Annotated in this window: 18 protein-coding genes; 4 read left to right on the top strand and 14 right to left on the bottom strand. The window is 66.4% G+C overall.

Annotation, left to right across the window (positions count from 1 at the left end; genetic code table 11):
• Nucleotides 1-6 precede the first annotated feature (6 nt).
• The gene (locus tag ACZI8W_RS20160) at nt 7-573 is read left to right on the top strand and encodes a hypothetical protein (protein WP_463370285.1); all 567 of its coding nucleotides are present in this window, start codon (nt 7-9) and stop codon (nt 571-573) included.
• On the opposite strand, the gene ACZI8W_RS20155 is transcribed toward ACZI8W_RS20160, so the two are convergent.
• The 5 genes from ACZI8W_RS20155 to ACZI8W_RS20135 form a co-directional block, all read right to left on the bottom strand.
• Nucleotides 574-1,350 carry a 2-phosphosulfolactate phosphatase gene (locus ACZI8W_RS20155; RefSeq protein ID WP_463370384.1) on the bottom strand — a complete coding sequence of 259 codons (777 nt, stop codon included), beginning with the start codon at nt 1,348-1,350 and terminating at the stop codon, nt 574-576.
• A 14-nt stretch (nt 1,351-1,364) separates the two neighbouring features.
• The gene (locus tag ACZI8W_RS20150) at nt 1,365-2,033 is read right to left on the bottom strand and encodes a methionine ABC transporter permease (protein WP_463370284.1); all 669 of its coding nucleotides are present in this window, start codon (nt 2,031-2,033) and stop codon (nt 1,365-1,367) included.
• Nucleotides 2,030-3,103, bottom strand: a complete 1,074-nt coding sequence (locus ACZI8W_RS20145) for a methionine ABC transporter ATP-binding protein (RefSeq protein ID WP_463370283.1) — start codon at nt 3,101-3,103, stop codon at nt 2,030-2,032. The genes ACZI8W_RS20150 and ACZI8W_RS20145 overlap by 4 nt, the downstream gene beginning before the upstream one ends.
• Entirely contained in the window at nt 3,049-3,885 is an 837-nt protein-coding gene (locus tag ACZI8W_RS20140; protein ID WP_463370282.1) for a MetQ/NlpA family ABC transporter substrate-binding protein, read from the bottom strand. Before ACZI8W_RS20140 ends, ACZI8W_RS20145 begins: the two co-directional genes overlap by 55 nt.
• Before the next feature lie 65 nt (nt 3,886-3,950).
• Nucleotides 3,951-4,973: an isopenicillin N synthase family dioxygenase gene (locus ACZI8W_RS20135; protein ID WP_463370281.1), complete on the bottom strand. Its 1,023-nt coding sequence runs from the start codon at nt 4,971-4,973 to the stop codon at nt 3,951-3,953.
• 421 nt (nt 4,974-5,394) lie between these two features.
• Between ACZI8W_RS20135 and ACZI8W_RS20130 the strand changes: the two genes are divergently transcribed.
• Entirely contained in the window at nt 5,395-6,009 is a 615-nt protein-coding gene (locus ACZI8W_RS20130; RefSeq protein WP_463370280.1) for a DJ-1/PfpI family protein, read from the top strand.
• On the top strand, nt 6,006-6,497 hold the full coding sequence (locus ACZI8W_RS20125; protein WP_463370279.1) for a MarR family winged helix-turn-helix transcriptional regulator: 492 nt from the start codon (nt 6,006-6,008) through the stop codon (nt 6,495-6,497). Before ACZI8W_RS20130 ends, ACZI8W_RS20125 begins: the two co-directional genes overlap by 4 nt.
• Before the next feature lie 16 nt (nt 6,498-6,513).
• Here ACZI8W_RS20125 and ACZI8W_RS20120 read toward each other — a convergent pair whose 3' ends face one another.
• The 9 genes from ACZI8W_RS20120 to ACZI8W_RS20080 form a co-directional block, all read right to left on the bottom strand.
• Entirely contained in the window at nt 6,514-7,401 is an 888-nt protein-coding gene (locus tag ACZI8W_RS20120; RefSeq protein WP_463370278.1) for an acyl-CoA thioesterase, read from the bottom strand.
• Nucleotides 7,398-8,819, bottom strand: a complete 1,422-nt coding sequence (gene pyk / locus ACZI8W_RS20115) for a pyruvate kinase (RefSeq protein ID WP_463370277.1) — start codon at nt 8,817-8,819, stop codon at nt 7,398-7,400. The genes ACZI8W_RS20120 and pyk overlap by 4 nt, the downstream gene beginning before the upstream one ends.
• A gap of 68 nt (nt 8,820-8,887) precedes the next feature.
• The gene (locus ACZI8W_RS20110; RefSeq protein ID WP_463370276.1) at nt 8,888-9,775 is read right to left on the bottom strand and encodes a TM2 domain-containing protein; all 888 of its coding nucleotides are present in this window, start codon (nt 9,773-9,775) and stop codon (nt 8,888-8,890) included.
• Entirely contained in the window at nt 9,775-10,824 is a 1,050-nt protein-coding gene (gene lgt, locus ACZI8W_RS20105) for a prolipoprotein diacylglyceryl transferase (protein WP_463370275.1), read from the bottom strand. The genes ACZI8W_RS20110 and lgt overlap by 1 nt, the downstream gene beginning before the upstream one ends.
• Nucleotides 10,821-11,624, bottom strand: a complete 804-nt coding sequence (trpA, locus tag ACZI8W_RS20100; protein WP_463370274.1) for a tryptophan synthase subunit alpha — start codon at nt 11,622-11,624, stop codon at nt 10,821-10,823. The genes lgt and trpA overlap by 4 nt, the downstream gene beginning before the upstream one ends.
• Entirely contained in the window at nt 11,621-12,874 is a 1,254-nt protein-coding gene (gene trpB / locus ACZI8W_RS20095) for a tryptophan synthase subunit beta (protein ID WP_463370383.1), read from the bottom strand. Before trpB ends, trpA begins: the two co-directional genes overlap by 4 nt.
• A gap of 133 nt (nt 12,875-13,007) precedes the next feature.
• On the bottom strand, nt 13,008-13,817 hold the full coding sequence (trpC, locus tag ACZI8W_RS20090; protein ID WP_463370273.1) for an indole-3-glycerol phosphate synthase TrpC: 810 nt from the start codon (nt 13,815-13,817) through the stop codon (nt 13,008-13,010).
• A gap of 91 nt (nt 13,818-13,908) precedes the next feature.
• Complete coding sequence (locus tag ACZI8W_RS20085; RefSeq protein ID WP_463370382.1) at nt 13,909-14,568, bottom strand: TIGR02234 family membrane protein; 660 nt, start codon at nt 14,566-14,568, stop codon at nt 13,909-13,911.
• Between the two features lie 65 nt (nt 14,569-14,633).
• Entirely contained in the window at nt 14,634-16,217 is a 1,584-nt protein-coding gene (locus ACZI8W_RS20080; protein ID WP_463370272.1) for an anthranilate synthase component I, read from the bottom strand.
• Nucleotides 16,218-16,421: 204 nt separating this feature from the next.
• On the opposite strand from ACZI8W_RS20080, the gene ACZI8W_RS20075 reads away from it, so the two are divergent.
• Entirely contained in the window at nt 16,422-16,907 is a 486-nt protein-coding gene (locus ACZI8W_RS20075; protein WP_463370271.1) for a MarR family winged helix-turn-helix transcriptional regulator, read from the top strand.
• Nucleotides 16,908-16,926 lie beyond the last annotated feature (19 nt).

The raw sequence follows: 16,926 nt of genomic DNA, 5'->3' as shown, positions 1-16,926 counted from the left end.
GCGCACATGGCAGGCACCACGGCCGCTCGGCTCTCACGGCTGCGCGCACTGATCGACCATCCTCGCACCGGAGACGCCGAACGCGCTGCGGCGCAGCGCATGTTCGAGCGGGTCTTCGCCGCGTCACGGCCTTCGCAAAACGCCGGAGGCCGCACCTACGGCCAGCGGCACCATCGTGTCGGCCGGCATGCGGATCTGTCACGCATCGCGGAGATGGTCCGCGAGGACATCGCTGTGGCGCGAGCGGTCCTGTCGACGCCGGGACAGCCTTGCCTCCCCGCGGAATCCGACCCGATCGCCGATGCGCCGGCCGACATCGACTACACCGTCTCCACTCGGAACGATACCGAGATCGTCATCACTCTCGGCAACGTCCCTCAGGACTGGGGATGGGTGCCGGAGTACGGCGTCGAGACCCCGAGTCCGGCGTTACACGCGCTCGCCCAGGCCCTCGCAGACCTGATGGGCGAATACAACCGCGACGGTACCGATATCGGAAAGCGGTTCTTCGGTCGTGTCCGTGTGCACGACAGCATCACCGTGCACGACGGCATCACCATCATCTGGACATAATCATCTGGACGTAGTTTCAACGGCATCGACATCGACGAACCGGTGGTCGACGAGTGCCGGAACGCAGTCGCTGCCCCGAACCTCGGCTGCGACTGCGACGTCGTCGGCGAACCCGACCGCGGCAAGCTCGCGGCCCGAAGCACAGTCGCGCAGGGCACCGGCGACTCGATCGGCGACCGCGACCCATGCGCAGCGTGCGTGTTCGGCTTCAGGCGACAACGCCTCCGCACCGAATGTGTCCACCAACTCGGCGATCACCGCGCCCGCTCCCCACAGGTCTTCGACGGCCGGGCGCAGCGACCCATCGGGCCATTTCTCCCCCGCCGCCACTACGGCGACCACCGCGGTCGGGCGATATCGGGCGATCCACTCGGCTACGGCATGGAAATTCCGAAGCGACGCACCGAGGCACGTCGCGGCCCGCGAATCCAGGTCGTACGCGATCGACGACCCGTTCGGGGAGGGCAGCACCAACCGCTCGACAGTGCGGGCGGACCGGATCGTTCCGGGCGACAGGCTCACTGCGCCGGAGATCGCCTCCCGCCGCCCCACTGCGAGCACAGCGTCGTGTGCGGTTGCATAGTCCGCCGCGGTCTCGTCCCGCCACCGGTACGGCAGGACCTCGATGCCGGCGTCGATTGCGACGGACAGTGTGGTGGTGAACGACAGCACGTCCACCACGACCGCGACATCCGCGCCCTCGGCAACAGCCGCGGCACCCTGCAATCCCCAGTCGAATCGGATCCGGGAATCACGTTGCCGATGCGCAGCGTTCATCCGAGTGCCGGTCATCAACGCCGGTGCGCCATCCGCTTGATGATCGTGTCGCCGATCGATTGCATGATCTGCACCATCACGATGAGTACGACGACGGCGACGAGCAGTACGGGGGTGTTGAAACGCTGGTAGCCGTAGACGAGCGCGAAGTCGCCGAGGCCACCGGCACCGATCACACCGGCCATCGCCGAGTAACCGACGAGAAGTACCAGGGTGAGTGTCGCACCGGCCACGAGCGCGGTCGTCGCCTCCGGAAGCAGCACCTTGCGCACGATCTGAGTGTTCGTCGCACCCATCACCTCCGCCGCCTCCACGCGTCCGCGGGGCACTTCCCGCAATGCGGATTCGACGATGCGCGCGAAGAATGGGATCGCGCCGATGGTGAGCGGCACAATCGCCGCAGTGGGGCCGATCGCGGTCCCGACGATGAACCGGGTCACGCCGATCAGGGCGATGAGCAGGATCAAGAACGGCAACGAACGGAACAGGTTGACGATCACCCCGAGCACACCGTTGATCAGCGGCTGGGGCCACAGGCCGCTCGGCCCGGTGATCTGCAGGATGATCCCGACGAGTATTCCGCCGATCACGGTGAGCGCAAACGAGACCCCGACCATGTAGAGGGTCTCGAGTGACGCGACCCAGACCTCGGGAAAAACCTCGTACCAGGCAGTCTTGTTCATGCAGAAAGCCCTTCGAGATCGGTGTCGGTTCCCCACGACAACGTCAGCCGCTCGCGTTCGTCGACGAATCGGGCAATCCGAGCACGATCGACGCCCGCGTCGAAACGCAGGCGCAGTCTGCCGACGGTGGTGTCGCCGACCGTCTCGACACGACCTCCGACCACCGCGATGTCGGTGTCGAGTTCGCGGATCATCTCCGAGAGCCACGGTCCGTGCGCGTAGTCGCCGATCGCAGTGACGAGCGCTGTGTCGCTGATCGGCCCGGCCGACGGGTCGTCGCCGACCGGTACGATCGCGGCGCCGAGCGCGGAGTGGGGGTTCGCCACGAGATCCGAGATGCGGCCGGTTTCGACGATTCGGCCGGCTTCGAGCCGGGCCGCGGACGTGCAGACGCGCCGCAGTACACCGAGTTCGTGGGTGATGATGACGACGGTGACCCCGAGCCGGCGGTTGACTTCCGCGACGAGATCGAGGATCTGGTCGGTGGTATCGGGATCGAGTGCGCTCGTCGCCTCGTCACACAACAGCACATCCGGTTCGGCGGCGAGTGCGCGGGCAATACCGACACGCTGTTGCTGGCCACCGGACAGTTGCGACGGGTACGACTGTTCCTTGCCTGCAAGCCCGACGAGGTCGATCAGTGCCTTCGCGCGTGTCCGTCGTTCGGTCTTGCCGACCCCGGCGACCTCGAGGGGGAACTCGATGTTGCCGAGCACGGTGCGCGAGTGCAGCAGATTGAACTGCTGGAAGACCGTGCCGATACGACGCCGAGCCGACCGCAGTTCGCTTCCCGACAAGGTCGACAGGTCGTCGCCGCCGAGCAGGATCCGACCCGACGTGGGGTGTTCCAGAAGGTTGAGGCAGCGCAGCAGGGTGGATTTGCCCGACCCGGACGGTCCGACGATCCCGAAGATCTCGCCGTCGCCGATCTCGAGTTCGATGCCGCGCAGCGCCGCAACTTCCCCGGCGCCGCCCGCACCGGGGAAGGTCTTGACCAGGGTGTCGACGACGATCATCAGTTCGCCGGGTGCACCGGAACCACGGAACCCGAGTAGGTCTCGTCGATCCATGCGGCAGTCTCGGGCGATTCGAGGGCGTCGGCAAGCGCAACCACGATCGGGTCGTTCTCGTTCTCCGCGCGAACCACGAGGAGATTGGAGAACGGGTTGTTCGCCACTTCTTCGGTGAAGATGGAATCGTCCGCCGGGGTGAGCCCGGCTTCGAGTGCATAGTTGGAGTTGATCACTGCGGCGGTGATCTGCGGGTCGTCGAGCTGACGGGCGAGCTGCGGGCGTTCGATCGGGATGAACTGCAGGTTCTTGGGGTTCTCGGCGATGTTCGCCTCGGTGACCACGGACAGATCGGCTTCGGTGAACGGCACATCCATCGTGATCAGGCCCGCGGATTCGAGAATGTAGAGCGCACGCGCGTAGTTCGTGGTGTCGCGCGGGATCGCGATCGAGTCGCCGTCGGCGAGCTCATCGAGCGAACCGACCTTGTTCGAGTAGAGGCTGATCGGCTCGAGGTGGACGTCGGCGACGGCGACGAGGTTGTCGACTCCGTTCTGCGTCTGCCAGTCCACGAGGTATGGCTCGTGCTGGAAGAAGTTGGCGTCGACATCGCCTGCAGCGAGGAGTTCGTTGGGGTCGATCTCCCCGGTGACTTCACGAATGTCGAGCGAGTAGTCGCCGAGCGCTCCGCTGCTGACGACCTGCTCGAGGATTTCGACGTGCGGTGTGGACGATGCGGAGATGACCAGGGTGTTCTCGTCACCACCTGAGGCGCCGCAGGCCGCCAGGCCGAGACCGAGGACAACAGCTGCCGTTGCGGCGGCGGTGCGGCGCAGGAACATCGTTTCTTACCTTCCGTGGGTGGAGACCGGTCCGCGGCGCGGTACCGGGTCGAGCAGACCATCTGTCACCTGACGAATGAATTGGCCAATTCTGCGTGGTAGCGCTCGGTGACGTTGGGGTGCGCCCGCAGTCTCGACTTCAAGGCGTTGAGTCCGTACACAGAATGCAACGTACCGCCGTGGACGTCGCTGCCCACGCCTTTTGCGGCAGCGGCCAGGTCTGCGGACAGCGGGACGGTGGGCAGAGCCTTGTCGAGTCCGGGGTTGAGGAAGAACGGTAGCGACACGCGATCCGATCCTGCGGGCGGCGGCAGCACACGGTGCACGGTGGCCTTGAGATAGCCCCCGGTCGCGACTTCGAGGAGTTCGCCGATGTTGACGATGAAGTGGCCGGGCAGCGGGTCGATGTCGAGCCACTCGCCGTCACGTTCGACCTGGAATCCGCCGCTGCCGGGTTCGGGGTACAGCAGGGTGAGCGCACCGACGTCCTTGTGGCTGCCGACACCCTGGCCCGTGACGGTCCGGTCGCGCCCAGGGTACCGGGCGATCTTGAGGAGCGGATCGGGATCGGCGAACGCATCGTCGAAGAAATCGGCTGGGGCACCCAATGATTCGGCCCATGCGCGGATCAGGGTCAGGCCGACGTCGCTGGTGCGCGTGATCCATTCCAACGCCAGGTCGCGCAGCTGCGGCACTTGCGACGGCCACAGGTTCGGCCCGTGCAGTACCTCCCAGGGCCGCTCCGGATCCACATTCGCTACCGCAGCGCGCTCGGGCCCGATGTCGAGTTGCTCCCGCCAGTCGATGTATCCCTGAGTACGTTCGCCGCCGACACGGGTGTACCCGCGGAAGTGGGGTGAGTACGAGTTCTCGATCTCGAGTTTGTCGACATCGGGGAGAGCGAAGAACTGGCGTGATGCCCCGATGAGGCGATCCGCAAGCGCCTCATCGATACCGTGTCCGGCGAGGTGGAAGAATCCGATCTCGTGCGTGACCACCCGCAGGCGGTCGAGGAGCGCGGCGCGCTCGTCGTCGCCCCGGTCGAGGTCGGCGAGATCGATAATGGGCAATGTTGCCGATCCAGGCATGGTGGATCCTTTCGAGCCGAGTCGCACAGTCCCGAAACGGAACGGGTGCAATCACGGATTTATTCCGGCACCGATATCGAACCCAGCATCCGGAACAGGCAGAACTTACGGTAGATCGCTCGTGCAGGCCCCTCAGAAACAGCGGCGACAACGACACGCAGGAGCGACGACGCCCACCATGCGTGTGCTCACGAACTGCGCGCGATCTGTCCCGAACATGGTGCTCAACGCTAGCCGCGCGGGCCTCCGGAGGGCAAATTACCCATAGGTCGGGGCGCGCAGCACCTTCGAGTCGCACCCACCATGATCGACGTCATAACGGCGACCGCCGGAGTCGACTTCGACCTCGAGCAGAAACCCGTCCCGCGAGGCGCTCCAGCGAGTATTGACAGCATGCTGTCGACAATGACACACTGCTGTCATGACGCGAACAGTTCACCTCGCCCTGTACGACACACTCGCCGACTGGGAATACGGATACGCCGTCGCGGGAATCAACAATCCCGAATTCCAAAAAAACCCCGGAAACCTCGCCATCGCCACCGTCGCCGCGACCCGCGACCCGATCACGACGAGAGGAGGGTTGCGGATCATTCCGGATCTGACCCTCGACGAACTCCGGCCGGACGACAGCGCCATGCTGATCCTCCCGGGCAACGACATCTGGAACACCGATGCGTTCGCCCCGTTCACCGACAAGGCCCACGACTTCCTCGACGTAGACGTCCCGGTCGCAGCGATCTGCGGCGCCACCGGCGCCCTGGCAGCCGCCGGACTTCTCGACGAGCGGGCCCACACCAGCAACGCGGCGGAGTTCCTCGACGAAGTCGGCTATGCAGGCAGCGCCCTGTACCGCGACGAGCCGGCAGTGACCGACGGGACGCTGATCACCGCTACCGGAATTGCACCGATCCACTTCGCGCGCGCCATCTTCGAACGACTCGACCTCTACGAACCGGAGGTCCTCGACGCATGGTTCGCGCTCTACGCGGACCGCAACCCCGCAGGCTTCTACGCGCTGATGGAACAGCAGTGACCAACGAAACAGCGGCGACCAACGAAACAGCGGCGACCACGCACACACGCAGAGATCAAGACCTACTCAGCGGAGTCGCGCTCACATCGTTCCGCCTCAACGGTCAGTTCCTGGCGCTTGCCGAGACCCTGGCGCGACCCGTCGGCCTGACCGCCGCGTGGTGGCAGGTACTCGGAGCCGTCCTGCGCAAGCCGTTGCCCGTCGCCGCGATAGCCCGCGAGATGGGTATCACCAGGCAGAGCGTGCAGCGCATCGCCGATCTCCTCGTCGAGCGCGGCATGGCCGAGTATCGGCCGAATCCCGCGCACCGACGCGCAAAACTCGTGGCACCGACACAGGCCGGACTCGACGCCGTGACCGCACTGGACCCCGCTCACGCTGCCGCCGCCACGCGACTCACCGAACTGATGGGTAGGGACGAACTGGACGCGGCCCTCGACGCGATGCGGCGACTCACCACCGCTCTCGACGCGATCACCGAGGACTGACCCGGATCAGCGAAAATCAGGAACGACGTGGGAAGTGCCGCACGAGCCCTTCCTGCACCACTGTCGCCACCAACTCACCTTCGAGCGTGAAATAGCGGCCCGTCGCCATCCCCCGCGAACCCGCAGCGACCGGAGACTCCGTGGCGTACAGATGCCAGTCATCGAAGCGCAGTGGGCGGTGGAACCAGATCGAATGGTTGACCGTGGCGGCGACGATACGATCCAACCCCCACGACAGACCGTGCGTCGTCAGGATCGAATCGAGGACCGTGGTGTCGGACCCGTAGGCGAGCGTCGCGACGTGGAGCATCGGATCGTCGGGAAGATCGCCGTCGGAGCGCATCCACACGCGGTTGTGATTCAAGCGTTCCCCGGTTCCCTTGAGTACCCACGCCGGATCGTTCGCGTAACGCATGTCGATGGGCTTGAGCGCGCCGACGAAGTGCGGCAGTTGCTCCTCGAACCCGCTCAGCCGGTCACCGATCGGCGGAAGCGCTTCCGGCATAGGCACTTCGGGTACCTCGACCGAATGCTCGAGGCCCTTACCCCACCGTTGGAACGCCACGAGCATGACGCACAATTCACGGCCGTCCTGCACGGCGGTGACCATGCGGTTGGCGAAATCGCGGCCGTCACGGTGCGAGGTCACGTGGTATTCGATCGGCTCTTTGACGTCGCCACCCCGAATGAAGTGCGCATTGACGGCATGCACGGGTCGATCCCCGACGGTGCGCCCGGCAGCGATGAGCCCCTGCGCGACGAGTTGGCCACCGAAGGTCCGGGCACCGGTCTGCTCCGGATGCTGCCCCACGAAGACGTGCTCCTCGGTCTGCTCGAGAGCGAGCAGACCGAGGAGCACGTCGAGGTCGCCGGCAGCATGACCTCTCGACTCGGTATCCGTCACCGACTGTCCTTCTCCCCCAAGCGATGCACGTGGATCAAGTTCGTCGATCCGGATCGTCCCGGAGGGGCACCCGCCACGATCACCACAAGGTCGCCGCGCTCGTACCGGCCGAGCGACAACAACGCCGAATCGACCTGCTCCACCATCTGGTCCGTGGTGTCCACGGGTTCGACCGAGAACGTCTCGGTGCCCCACGTCAACGCGAGCTGGTTGCGGATGTGCGGCGCCGGCGTGAACGCCAACAGCGGCAGCCGGGTGTGCAGTCGCGCAAGACGTCGAACGGTGTCGCCCGACTGAGTGAACGCCACCAGAGCCTTCGCATCGAGGCGCTCGCCGATGTCGCGCGCCGCGTACGAGATCACGCCGCGCTTGGTGCGTGGCACGTGCGTCAGAGCGGGCACGTCCGTCGAGTCCGATTCGACGGCCGCGACGATCCGGGCCATGGTCTTGACGGTCTCGATCGGGAACGTGCCGACGGAGGTCTCACCGGAGAGCATCACCGCGTCGGCACCGTCGAGCACCGCGTTGGCGACATCCGACGCCTCGGCGCGGGTCGGCCGCGAATTCTCGATCATCGACTCGAGCATCTGCGTCGCGACGATGACGGGCTTGGCATTCTCGCGCGCGATCTGGATCGCACGCTTCTGCACCAGCGGCACTTCCTCGAGGGGAAGTTCCACACCGAGATCGCCGCGCGCCACCATCACCGCGTCGAACGCGAGAACGACGGCCTCGAGGTTCTCGATCGCCTCCGGCTTCTCGAGTTTGGCGATGACCGGAAGGCGACGCCCCACCCGGTCCATGACCTCGTGGACGAGTTCGATGTCGGCCGGTGAACGGACGAACGAGAGAGCGATGAAATCGACTCCGAGCCGCAGCGCGAATTCGAGGTCGGCTATGTCCTTCTCCGACAGGGCAGGAACGGACACGTTCATGCCGGGAAGTGACACGCCCTTGTTGTTGCTGACCGGTCCGCCTTCGGTGACACGACAGATCACGTCGTTGCCCTCGACGGATTCGACGACAAGGCCGACCTTTCCGTCGTCGACAAGGAGCCTGTCGCCCGCGGCAGCGTCCTCCGCGAGTTGCTTGTAGGTGGTGGACACGCGGTCGTGCGTGCCCTCGACATCATCGACGGTGATCCGCACGGTCTCGCCGTTTTCCCACACGGTGCGACCCTCGGCGAAGCGCCCGAGCCGGATCTTCGGTCCCTGCAGGTCGGCGAGGACACCCACTGCGTTGCCGGTGGCCTCTGCGGCCGCGCGGACCCGGTTGAAGTGGCCTTCGTGTTCCGAATACTCTCCGTGGCTGAAGTTGAGTCGGGCCACGTTCATGCCGGCATCGACGAGTTCTCGGAGAACATCGGGATCGGCGGTCGCGGGGCCCATGGTGCAAACGATCTTGGTGCGTCGGGTCACGAGACGAGCCTAGTCCCCTCCGCTCTACGCCACCATGTCGCATCGGTTACCGGCCGGTAGCCGCTTCGTTACGGTTGCAGCGGACGCCCATGGTTGTCGCGGACCTTACCGGTGAGCATCAGGATACCGTCGATCAGCGGCCAGATTCCGCCGATACCGCAGGTCAGCCACGTGACAGCGATCTGAGCGATCGCAATTCCGGGCTGGTCGAGATAGAAGCGGCCGGCACCGAACGGGCCGAGGAGAATCTCGAGGATACCCGCCGTGATCTTGGATTTGTCGGAGAACGGCTCACCTGTATAGGGATCGCGGCCATAGGGCGCGGACGGGTCGACATACCCGACGGGTGAGCCGTATCCGGGTGGTGGACCGTATGCACCGTAGGGCTGCGGGTTGCCGTACGGGTCCTGCGGCGCGTTGGGCGGGGTCGGCGTGGTGTATCCGGGGGTGGTGTACCCGGGGGCGCCACCGATCGGGTACTGCGGATCGGGCGTGCCGTAGACCGGACCTGGTGCGCCGTACTGCGTCGGTGTGAATCCCTGTTGCGGACCGCCCGGAGGCGAGTGCGGTGCAGCCGCACCGAACTCTGCACTTCCCGGTGCCGGGTAGTCGGACTGCGGATTCTCCGACGGCGGCGGATAACTCGGGGTGGTGCCCCACCCCGGTCCGTTGCCCACACCCGAGTAGGTGTCCCAGCCCGGCCCCGGCGTACCGACCGAGCCCCCGAGCGATTCCGGGGTCGGCGGCTGCTCGGACAGTGATGCCTGTGCGGTCGCGTCGTAGTCGAAGGTCCGGCCGAATTCGTGGGCGGCCCCGATAGCGCTCTCCGGAGTGCTCTCCGTGGACGACGGCTGCGGTGGAGAATCGGTCTTCTTGGAAAGATCCGGCCTGTCGACGGGATCGCGCCCCGACGAGTCGTCGCGCTTGTCCGAGTTACCGGAATCGGGTGTAGTCACTACTTTTCCCCCTTGCTGCTACCGGGCGTGCCGTTTCCGACCTTACCGGCGGAATCGGAGTCGTCCGGAGCCGGATCCTCGTCGCCCTTCTTCGACTCTGCTTGCTTTTCGACGACCTCGGCACCGGCGTCCTCGTCGGCTGCTGGGCGGTCGGCTGCGGCGTCGTCGGCTTTCGCTGCGTCGGGGTCGAGGGTGTCGGGTGCTTCCCTGCCCTTGCGCGCGAAGATCACATAGGCGACGGCGAGCACGAACACGATTCCCGAGGTGAACGTGTTGATGCGGATGCCCGCGATCTCGGTTGCGGGGTCGGCACGCATGAGCTCGATCCAGAATCGGCCCGCGCAGTACCCGGCCACGTAGAGCGCGAAGAGACGACCGTGACCGATTGCGAACTTGCGATCGACGAGCACCAGCAGAACGACGAACGCCACGTTCCACAGCAGTTCGTACAGGAACGTCGGGTGGACGACGAACGCCACCTCACCGGTCGAGACGCCGTCGATCAGTCCCGGTGCACTCCGGCCGGCGTCGTCGGTGCGCTCGTAGATCTCGAGACCCCACGGCACCGTGGTCTCACGGCCGTAAAGCTCCTGGTTGAACCAGTTTCCGAGACGGCCGATGGCCTGCGCGAGCAGAATCGCCGGTGCCAGGGCGTCACCGAACGCCGGCAACGGTATCCCCCGCCGGCGGCACCCGATCCACGCACCCACCGCGCCGAACGCCACCGCGCCCCAGATCCCGAGGCCGCCCTCCCATATCTTGAGGGCATCCACGGGGTCACCGCCCTCGCCGAAATACTTCTGCCAGTCGGTTGCGACGTGGTAGAGCCGGCCGCCGATCAGTCCGAACGGTACCGCCCACACGGCGATGTCGAGCACGGTCCCCGACTGCCCACCTCGAGCCACCCAGCGGCGATCCCCCCACCAGATTGCGACGATGATGCCGACGATGATGCAGAGGGCGTAGGCGCGGAGGGCAAACGGCCCCACGTACCAGACGCCCTGCGGAGGGCTCGGCAGATAAGCCAGGACTGCTGCAGTCGAAGTCACGACGCCACGGTAGCCGAGCGCACGCCCTTCGCGAGATCCTGCGTCAGCGCCAGCAGCGCGCCGGGTCCCTGAACGACGGCGGTGACCAGGGCAGAACCGACGATGACACCATCTGCGTAACCGGCGATCTCCGCGGCCTGAGCGCCATTGCGGACACCGAGTCCGACACCGACCGGGATATCCGAATGCGGGCGCACCCGGGCCACGAGTGCGGGCGCGCGATTGTCGACGGCGTCGCGCGCGCCGGTCACGCCCATGGTGGAGGTGGCGTAGACGAATCCGCGGCACTGCTCGAGGGTGTTCACGAGACGTTCGTTCGTCGACGACGGTGCGACGAGAAAGGTACGTCCGAGCCCGTACTTGTCGGACGCGGCAATCCAGTCGGCAGCCTCGTCCGGAATCAGGTCCGGGGTGATGATGCCGAGCCCACCCGCGGCGGCGAGGTCGCGGGCGAAACTCTCGACGCCGTACTTCATCACCAGGTTCCAGTACGTCATGACCACGGCCGCGCCACCGGCGGCGGTGATCGCCTCGATTGCCGTGAACACGTCGCGCACCCGCACGCCGTTCGCGATCGCTTCGAATGCTGCGTCCTGAATGGTGGTGCCGTCCATCACGGGGTCGCTGTAGGGGATGCCGACCTCGATGAGGTCGCATCCCCCCTCCACGAGGGTGATCATGGCCTCGATCGACTTGTCGACCGTGGGGTATCCGACGGGCAGATATCCGACGAGTGCTGCGCGCTTGTCGGCGCGGCAGGTCGCGAAGATCTCGCTGAGGCGTTCGTGCGGGGCGCTCACTGCGCTGCTCCTTCGCTGCTGGTGTCCTCGTCCGAGGGAAGGTACCCGAACCACTTGGCTGCGGTGTCCACGTCCTTGTCGCCGCGCCCGGACAGGCTCACGAGGACGATCGCGCCCTCACCCAGTTCGGGGCCGAGCTTCAATGCACCCGCGACGGCATGCGCCGACTCGATCGCGGGAATGATCCCTTCGGTGCGGCACAGCAACGCGAACGCGTTCATTGCTTCCGTGTCGGTGACCGCGCGGTACTCGGCGCGACCGGTGTCGTTCAGCCACGAATGTTCGGGGCCGACACCGGGGTAGTCGAGGCCCGCCGAGATCGAGTGCGATTCGATGGTCTGGCCGTCCTCGTCCTGCAACAGGTACGAGTACGCGCCGTGCAGTGCCCCGTGGGTACCGCCGCCGATGGTCGCGGCGTGACGGCCGGTCTCGACTCCGTCGCCGCCGGCTTCGAAACCGACGAGTTTGACCGATGCGTCGTCGATGAAGGGGTGGAAGATTCCGATCGCGTTCGAGCCGCCGCCCACGCATGCCACAACAGCATCGGGCAGACGACCGGTCAGCTCCCGGACCTGCGCGCGCGCCTCCAGTCCGATGATCCGCTGGAAGTCGCGGACCATCGCGGGGAATGGGTGCGGTCCGGCTGCGGTGCCGAAGCAGTAGTAGGTGTTGTCGGCGTTGGTGACCCAATCGCGCATGGCCTCGTTGATCGCATCCTTGAGGGTGCGCGAGCCGGTCTTCGCGGGAATCACCTCGGCACCGAGCAGGCGCATACGGGCGACGTTGAGTGCCTGTCGTTCGGTGTCTACTTCGCCCATGTACACGCGGCATTCGAGCCCGAGCAGTGCGCATGCGGTGGCGGTGGCGACGCCGTGCTGACCCGCTCCCGTCTCGGCGATGACGCGGGTCTTGCCCATGCGCTTGGCAAGCAACGCCTGCCCCAACACATTGTTGATCTTGTGGGAGCCGGTGTGGTTGAGGTCTTCGCGCTTGAGCAGGATGCGGGCACCTCCGGCGTGTTCACGCAGGCGAGCGGCTTCGTAGACGGGCGACGGCCGCCCGGTGTAGTCGCGCTGCAATCGGTCGAGTTCGCCGAGGAACCCCGGATCAGTGCGTTCCTTCTCGAACGCCGCCGTGACCTCCTCGATGACCGCCATCAGCGCTTCGGGGACATAGCGCCCGCCGAACACACCGAAATGCCCTCTGGCATCGGGTTCATGCGCGGTCGAAGTCGAGACGGCTTCGCTCATGAGGGGAAGTCCGCGACCTTTGGCGGACAGTGCGGGATCGTCAGTCACACGTCCAGTCTGCCCCACCGGCGGCGTCTGTTCACCGCCGGGTTGTGCGGTCCGCCCCGGTACGGGGCGCGGTCCGTATCGGCCCTCAGCGCGCCGGCTTCGGGCACGACGGGTGTGTACCCACCGTGACGAGTTCCGCGACAGCCTGACGCGGATCCCCACTGGTGACCAGACCTTCACCCACGAGCACGGCGTCGGCTCCGGCCCCCGCGTACGCGAGCAGATCGGCCGGTCCCCGAACACCGGACTCGGCGATCTTCAAGACGTCGGACGGCAACCCCGGCGCAATACGCCCGAAGGTGTTCTTCTCGACCTCGAGGGTCTTGAGATTGCGTGCGTTGATTCCGATGACGCTGGCACCGGCTTCGAGGGCCCGATCGGCCTCCTCCTCGGTGTGTGCCTCGACCAGCGCCGTCATTCCGAGCGATTCGACCCGCTCGATGAGCGAGTGCAGCACCGTCTGCTCGAGAGCCGCGACGATCAGCAGCACGAGGTCGGCGCCGTGCGCGCGAGCCTCGTGAATCTGGTACGGGCCGACCACGAAATCCTTGCGCAGCACCGGAATACCTACGGCACGACGCACTTCGTCGAGATCGGCGAGGCTACCGCGGAATCGACGTTCTTCCGTCAGCACGCTGATCGCGCGGGCGCCGCCGGCCTCATACGCCTTGGCAAGCTCCGCCGGGTCGCTGATGTCGGCGAGCGCGCCCTTCGACGGACTCGCGCGCTTCACCTCGGCGATGACCGCGATACCCGGTTCGAGCAACGCCGCCTTGGCGTCGATCGGCGAGGGCGCGGCGGCCGCGGCGGCCTTGACGGCAGCGAAGTCGACGACTGCCTCCCGGGCGGCGACGTCTGCGCGCACTCCTTCGAGAATCGAGTCGAGAACTGTCATCGTGGCTCGAGTCCTTTCGCCCCATGTCAATCCCGATGTGATCAACTTCATCGGGAGTACGGTCTCAGCCTAGTCCGCCTCGCGACGCCGCTCAGCGGCGGGTCCCCGATTCGCCCGGATTCGCATCCGGGTTGTCATCGGCATCGCCGCCCTCGCCGTCGACGGTCGGATCGTGCCCCGCATCGATGCTGTCCCACAGGGTTCGCTCGGTCATCGGTTCGCCCTTCTCGGCGCTTCGCGCAGCGGCCTCGCGGCGCGCAGCGGGAGGGTCGTATTTCGAGGACAGGCCGGCTTGCGTACTCGGTGTGCGCCACAGCGCAACGGCCGCGGCCAGTGCGACACACGCACCGACACCGGCAATGACCGCGGGCAGCGGAAAGACTTCGGTGGCCACCACCGTGGCGCGGTCGGGCAGCTCCGCGACCTGCTTGGCGGTCTCCGGATCCGCCCCGGAGGTGAACAACTGCACCACTGGAATCGCCGCCGCCACCCCCACGAGCGCCACCGCGCCGGCCACGATCCGTACCGCGCGACCGCGGACCGCGAACGCGGCGGCGACCGCGGCGAGCAGCGCCAGGGCGAGCGGGGTGGTCGCGGCAGCCCAGGCGCCGCCGCCCAGATCGGTGATCCGGTCGGTACCGAGACCGTCGGCCGAATCCACCTGCACCCAGGTCATCCGGCTCGATGCCCACAGGGCCGCGGCCGCTACGACGAGAAGCACGGCGGCGAGCGCGGGCGATCGGCGCCGCACCGGCCGGGAGTGATCCGCGGTGGTTGCCGGCTGTCCAGCTTCCGGTTGCGACGATTCTGGACCTGTCACTCGGGGTCACCTCCGAATCGGGTCAGGGTGGCTGCCGCGGCGACCGCGGCGAGCGCCGACATGGCCTTGTTGCGCGCCTCGGTATCCTCGGCCTCCGGTACCGAATCGGCCACCACGCCCGCGCCGGCCTGCACGTAGGCCACCCCGTCCTTGATGAGGGCAGACCGGATCGCGATTGCCGTGTCGGCGTCACCGGTGAAGTCGAGGTATCCGACGATCCCGCCGTAGACGCCGCGGCGGGTCGGTTCGAGTTGCTCGATCAGTTCCATCGCACGCACCTTGGGTGCGCCCGACAAGGTTCCCGCCGGGAAGCACGCGGTCACGGCATCCAGAGCGTGCTTGCCGTCCGCTAGGCGACCGGTGACGGTCGACACAAGATGCATGACGTGGCTGTAGCGCTCGATGTGCCGGTAGTCGTGCACCTTGACGGTGCCGGGCTCGCAGACGCGTCCCAGATCGTTGCGGCCGAGATCGACGAGCATGAGGTGCTCGGCGTTCTCCTTCTCGTCGGCGATGAGGTCCTTCTCCAGGAGGACGTCCTCCTCTTCGTCCTTACCGCGCCAGCGGGTGCCCGCGATGGGGTGGGTGGTGGCGACGCCGTCGGCAACTGTCACGAGCGCTTCGGGGCTGGACCCGACGATCGAGAACGCCGTCCCTCCGTCGGTGTCGGGAATGTGCAGCAGGAACATGTATGGGCTCGGATTCGAGGCACGCAACATCCGGTAGACGTCGAACGGTTCCGCTTCACAATCGATTTCGAATCGCTGCGAGAGCACCACCTGGAATGCCTCACCCGCTTCGATGTCGCCGATGAGCTTGCGCACATCGGTGCAGAACGAGTCGGTGGTGCGCTGCCGCCGGTAGTCCGGGTCCGGCTTCGAGAAGGTGGTGACGGTCGAGGACGCCGGAGCGGCGAGGTCGGCGGTCATTCGGTCGAGTCGCGCTACGGCGTCGTCGTACGCCTCGTCCACGCGTTCGTCGGAGCCGTCCCAGTTGACCGCGTTCGCGATCAACCAGATCGTGCCTTCGTGGTGGTCGACCGCAGCAAGGTCGGCCGCGAGCAGCATGACCATCTCGGGTATCTGCAGGTCGTCGACGGCAAGCGAGGGCAGTCTCTCGAGATGGCGGACGATGTCGTAGCCGAGATACCCGACCATGCCGCCGGTGAGCGGCGGCAATCCGTGGATGCGGTCGGTATGCAGCACCGAAAGGGTCTCGTGGAGCACCTCGATCGGATCTCCACCCGACGGCGCACCGTTGGGTACCTGACCGAACCATGCTGCCTCGCCGTCGACGACAGTCAACGCGGCCGGACTCCCCGCGCCGATGAACGACCAGCGCGACCATGACCGGCCGTTCTCGGCGGACTCGAGCAAGAAGGTGCCGGGGCGGTCGGCCGCAAGCTTCCGGTATGCCGAGAGCGGGGTCTCTGCATCGGCGAGCACCTTGCGGGTCACCGGGACCACACGGTGCTCGGCTGCGAGAAACCTGAACTGCTCGCGGGAGGTTGTCGAATCGGACCACCCCCCGACGGATGCGGTCGTGGTGGCTGCGGGAATGGTGGTGGGCTCGCCGGACATGTGCACATCATCCCAGGCACCGCGTCGACGGGGTGCGCCGCGGTCGCCGCGGCGCGTCGGCGGTTCTGGACAACCTGGAACGAGCGCTTCGCGAAACCATAGGGAACACTCCCCTGCACCGATTGCATTCCCCACCGAGGGACACAACACTCCGGTTTGGCAGGCTGATTGGATCGCAACGTTTCAAGAGAGGCTTCTTCGACCATGAGCAGCGACGAACCCCGGTGGCTCGACGACCGGCAACAGAAAGCTTGGCGTTCGCTCGTGGCAGTGAGCACGCGATTGCCGGCGGCGCTCGACACCCAGATGCAGCGCGACGCCGATCTCACCCACTTCGAGTACTTCGTTCTCGCCCTCCTCTCGGAGACCCCGAATCGCCGCCTGCAACTCTCCACCCTCGCCGAGGAAGCCAACGCGTCACTGTCCCGGCTCTCGCACGTCATCACCCGACTCGCCAAACGCGGCTGGGTCTGCCGCGAAGCCATCCCGCACAGCCGGGGATCGTATGCCGTCCTCACCGACGACGGGTACGCCAAGGTCGTCGACGCCGCGCCCGCGCACGTCGACACGGTGCGGCGGCTCGTATTCGACGGTCTCGACGACGAACAAGTGAGCACTCTCGAGACCATCGGGACCGCCTTGCTGACCCAACTCGACAAAGGCATCGCCGAGGGCACCGGCAAGGCATGAACGTTGCGGTATCTTGACC

This window comes from Rhodococcus ruitaii (assembly GCF_055230935.1).
This window is presented reverse-complemented; position numbering and strand designations above follow the sequence as displayed.

Excerpts from the sequence above, each read along its gene's own strand:
- ACZI8W_RS20150 (WP_463370284.1), bottom strand. The coding sequence starts at position 2,033 with ATGAACAAGACTGCCTGGTACGAGGTTTTTCCCGAGGTCTGGGTCGCG.
- ACZI8W_RS20145 (WP_463370283.1), bottom strand. The coding sequence starts at position 3,103 with ATGGATCGACGAGACCTACTCGGGTTCCGTGGTTCCGGTGCACCCGGC.
- ACZI8W_RS20135 (WP_463370281.1), bottom strand. The coding sequence starts at position 4,973 with ATGCCTGGATCGGCAACATTGCCCATTATCGATCTCGCCGACCTCGAC.
- trpB (WP_463370383.1), bottom strand. The coding sequence starts at position 12,874 with ATGAGCGAAGCCGTCTCGACTTCGACCGCGCATGAACCCGATGCCAGA.
- ACZI8W_RS20130 (WP_463370280.1), top strand. The coding sequence starts at position 5,395 with ATGACGCGAACAGTTCACCTCGCCCTGTACGACACACTCGCCGACTGG.
- ACZI8W_RS20155 (WP_463370384.1), bottom strand. The coding sequence starts at position 1,350 with ATGAACGCTGCGCATCGGCAACGTGATTCCCGGATCCGATTCGACTGG.
- ACZI8W_RS20075 (WP_463370271.1), top strand. The coding sequence starts at position 16,422 with ATGAGCAGCGACGAACCCCGGTGGCTCGACGACCGGCAACAGAAAGCT.
- ACZI8W_RS20080 (WP_463370272.1), bottom strand. The coding sequence starts at position 16,217 with ATGTCCGGCGAGCCCACCACCATTCCCGCAGCCACCACGACCGCATCC.
- trpC (WP_463370273.1), bottom strand. The coding sequence starts at position 13,817 with ATGACAGTTCTCGACTCGATTCTCGAAGGAGTGCGCGCAGACGTCGCC.
- ACZI8W_RS20140 (WP_463370282.1), bottom strand. The coding sequence starts at position 3,885 with ATGTTCCTGCGCCGCACCGCCGCCGCAACGGCAGCTGTTGTCCTCGGT.
- ACZI8W_RS20160 (WP_463370285.1), top strand. The coding sequence starts at position 7 with ATGGCAGGCACCACGGCCGCTCGGCTCTCACGGCTGCGCGCACTGATC.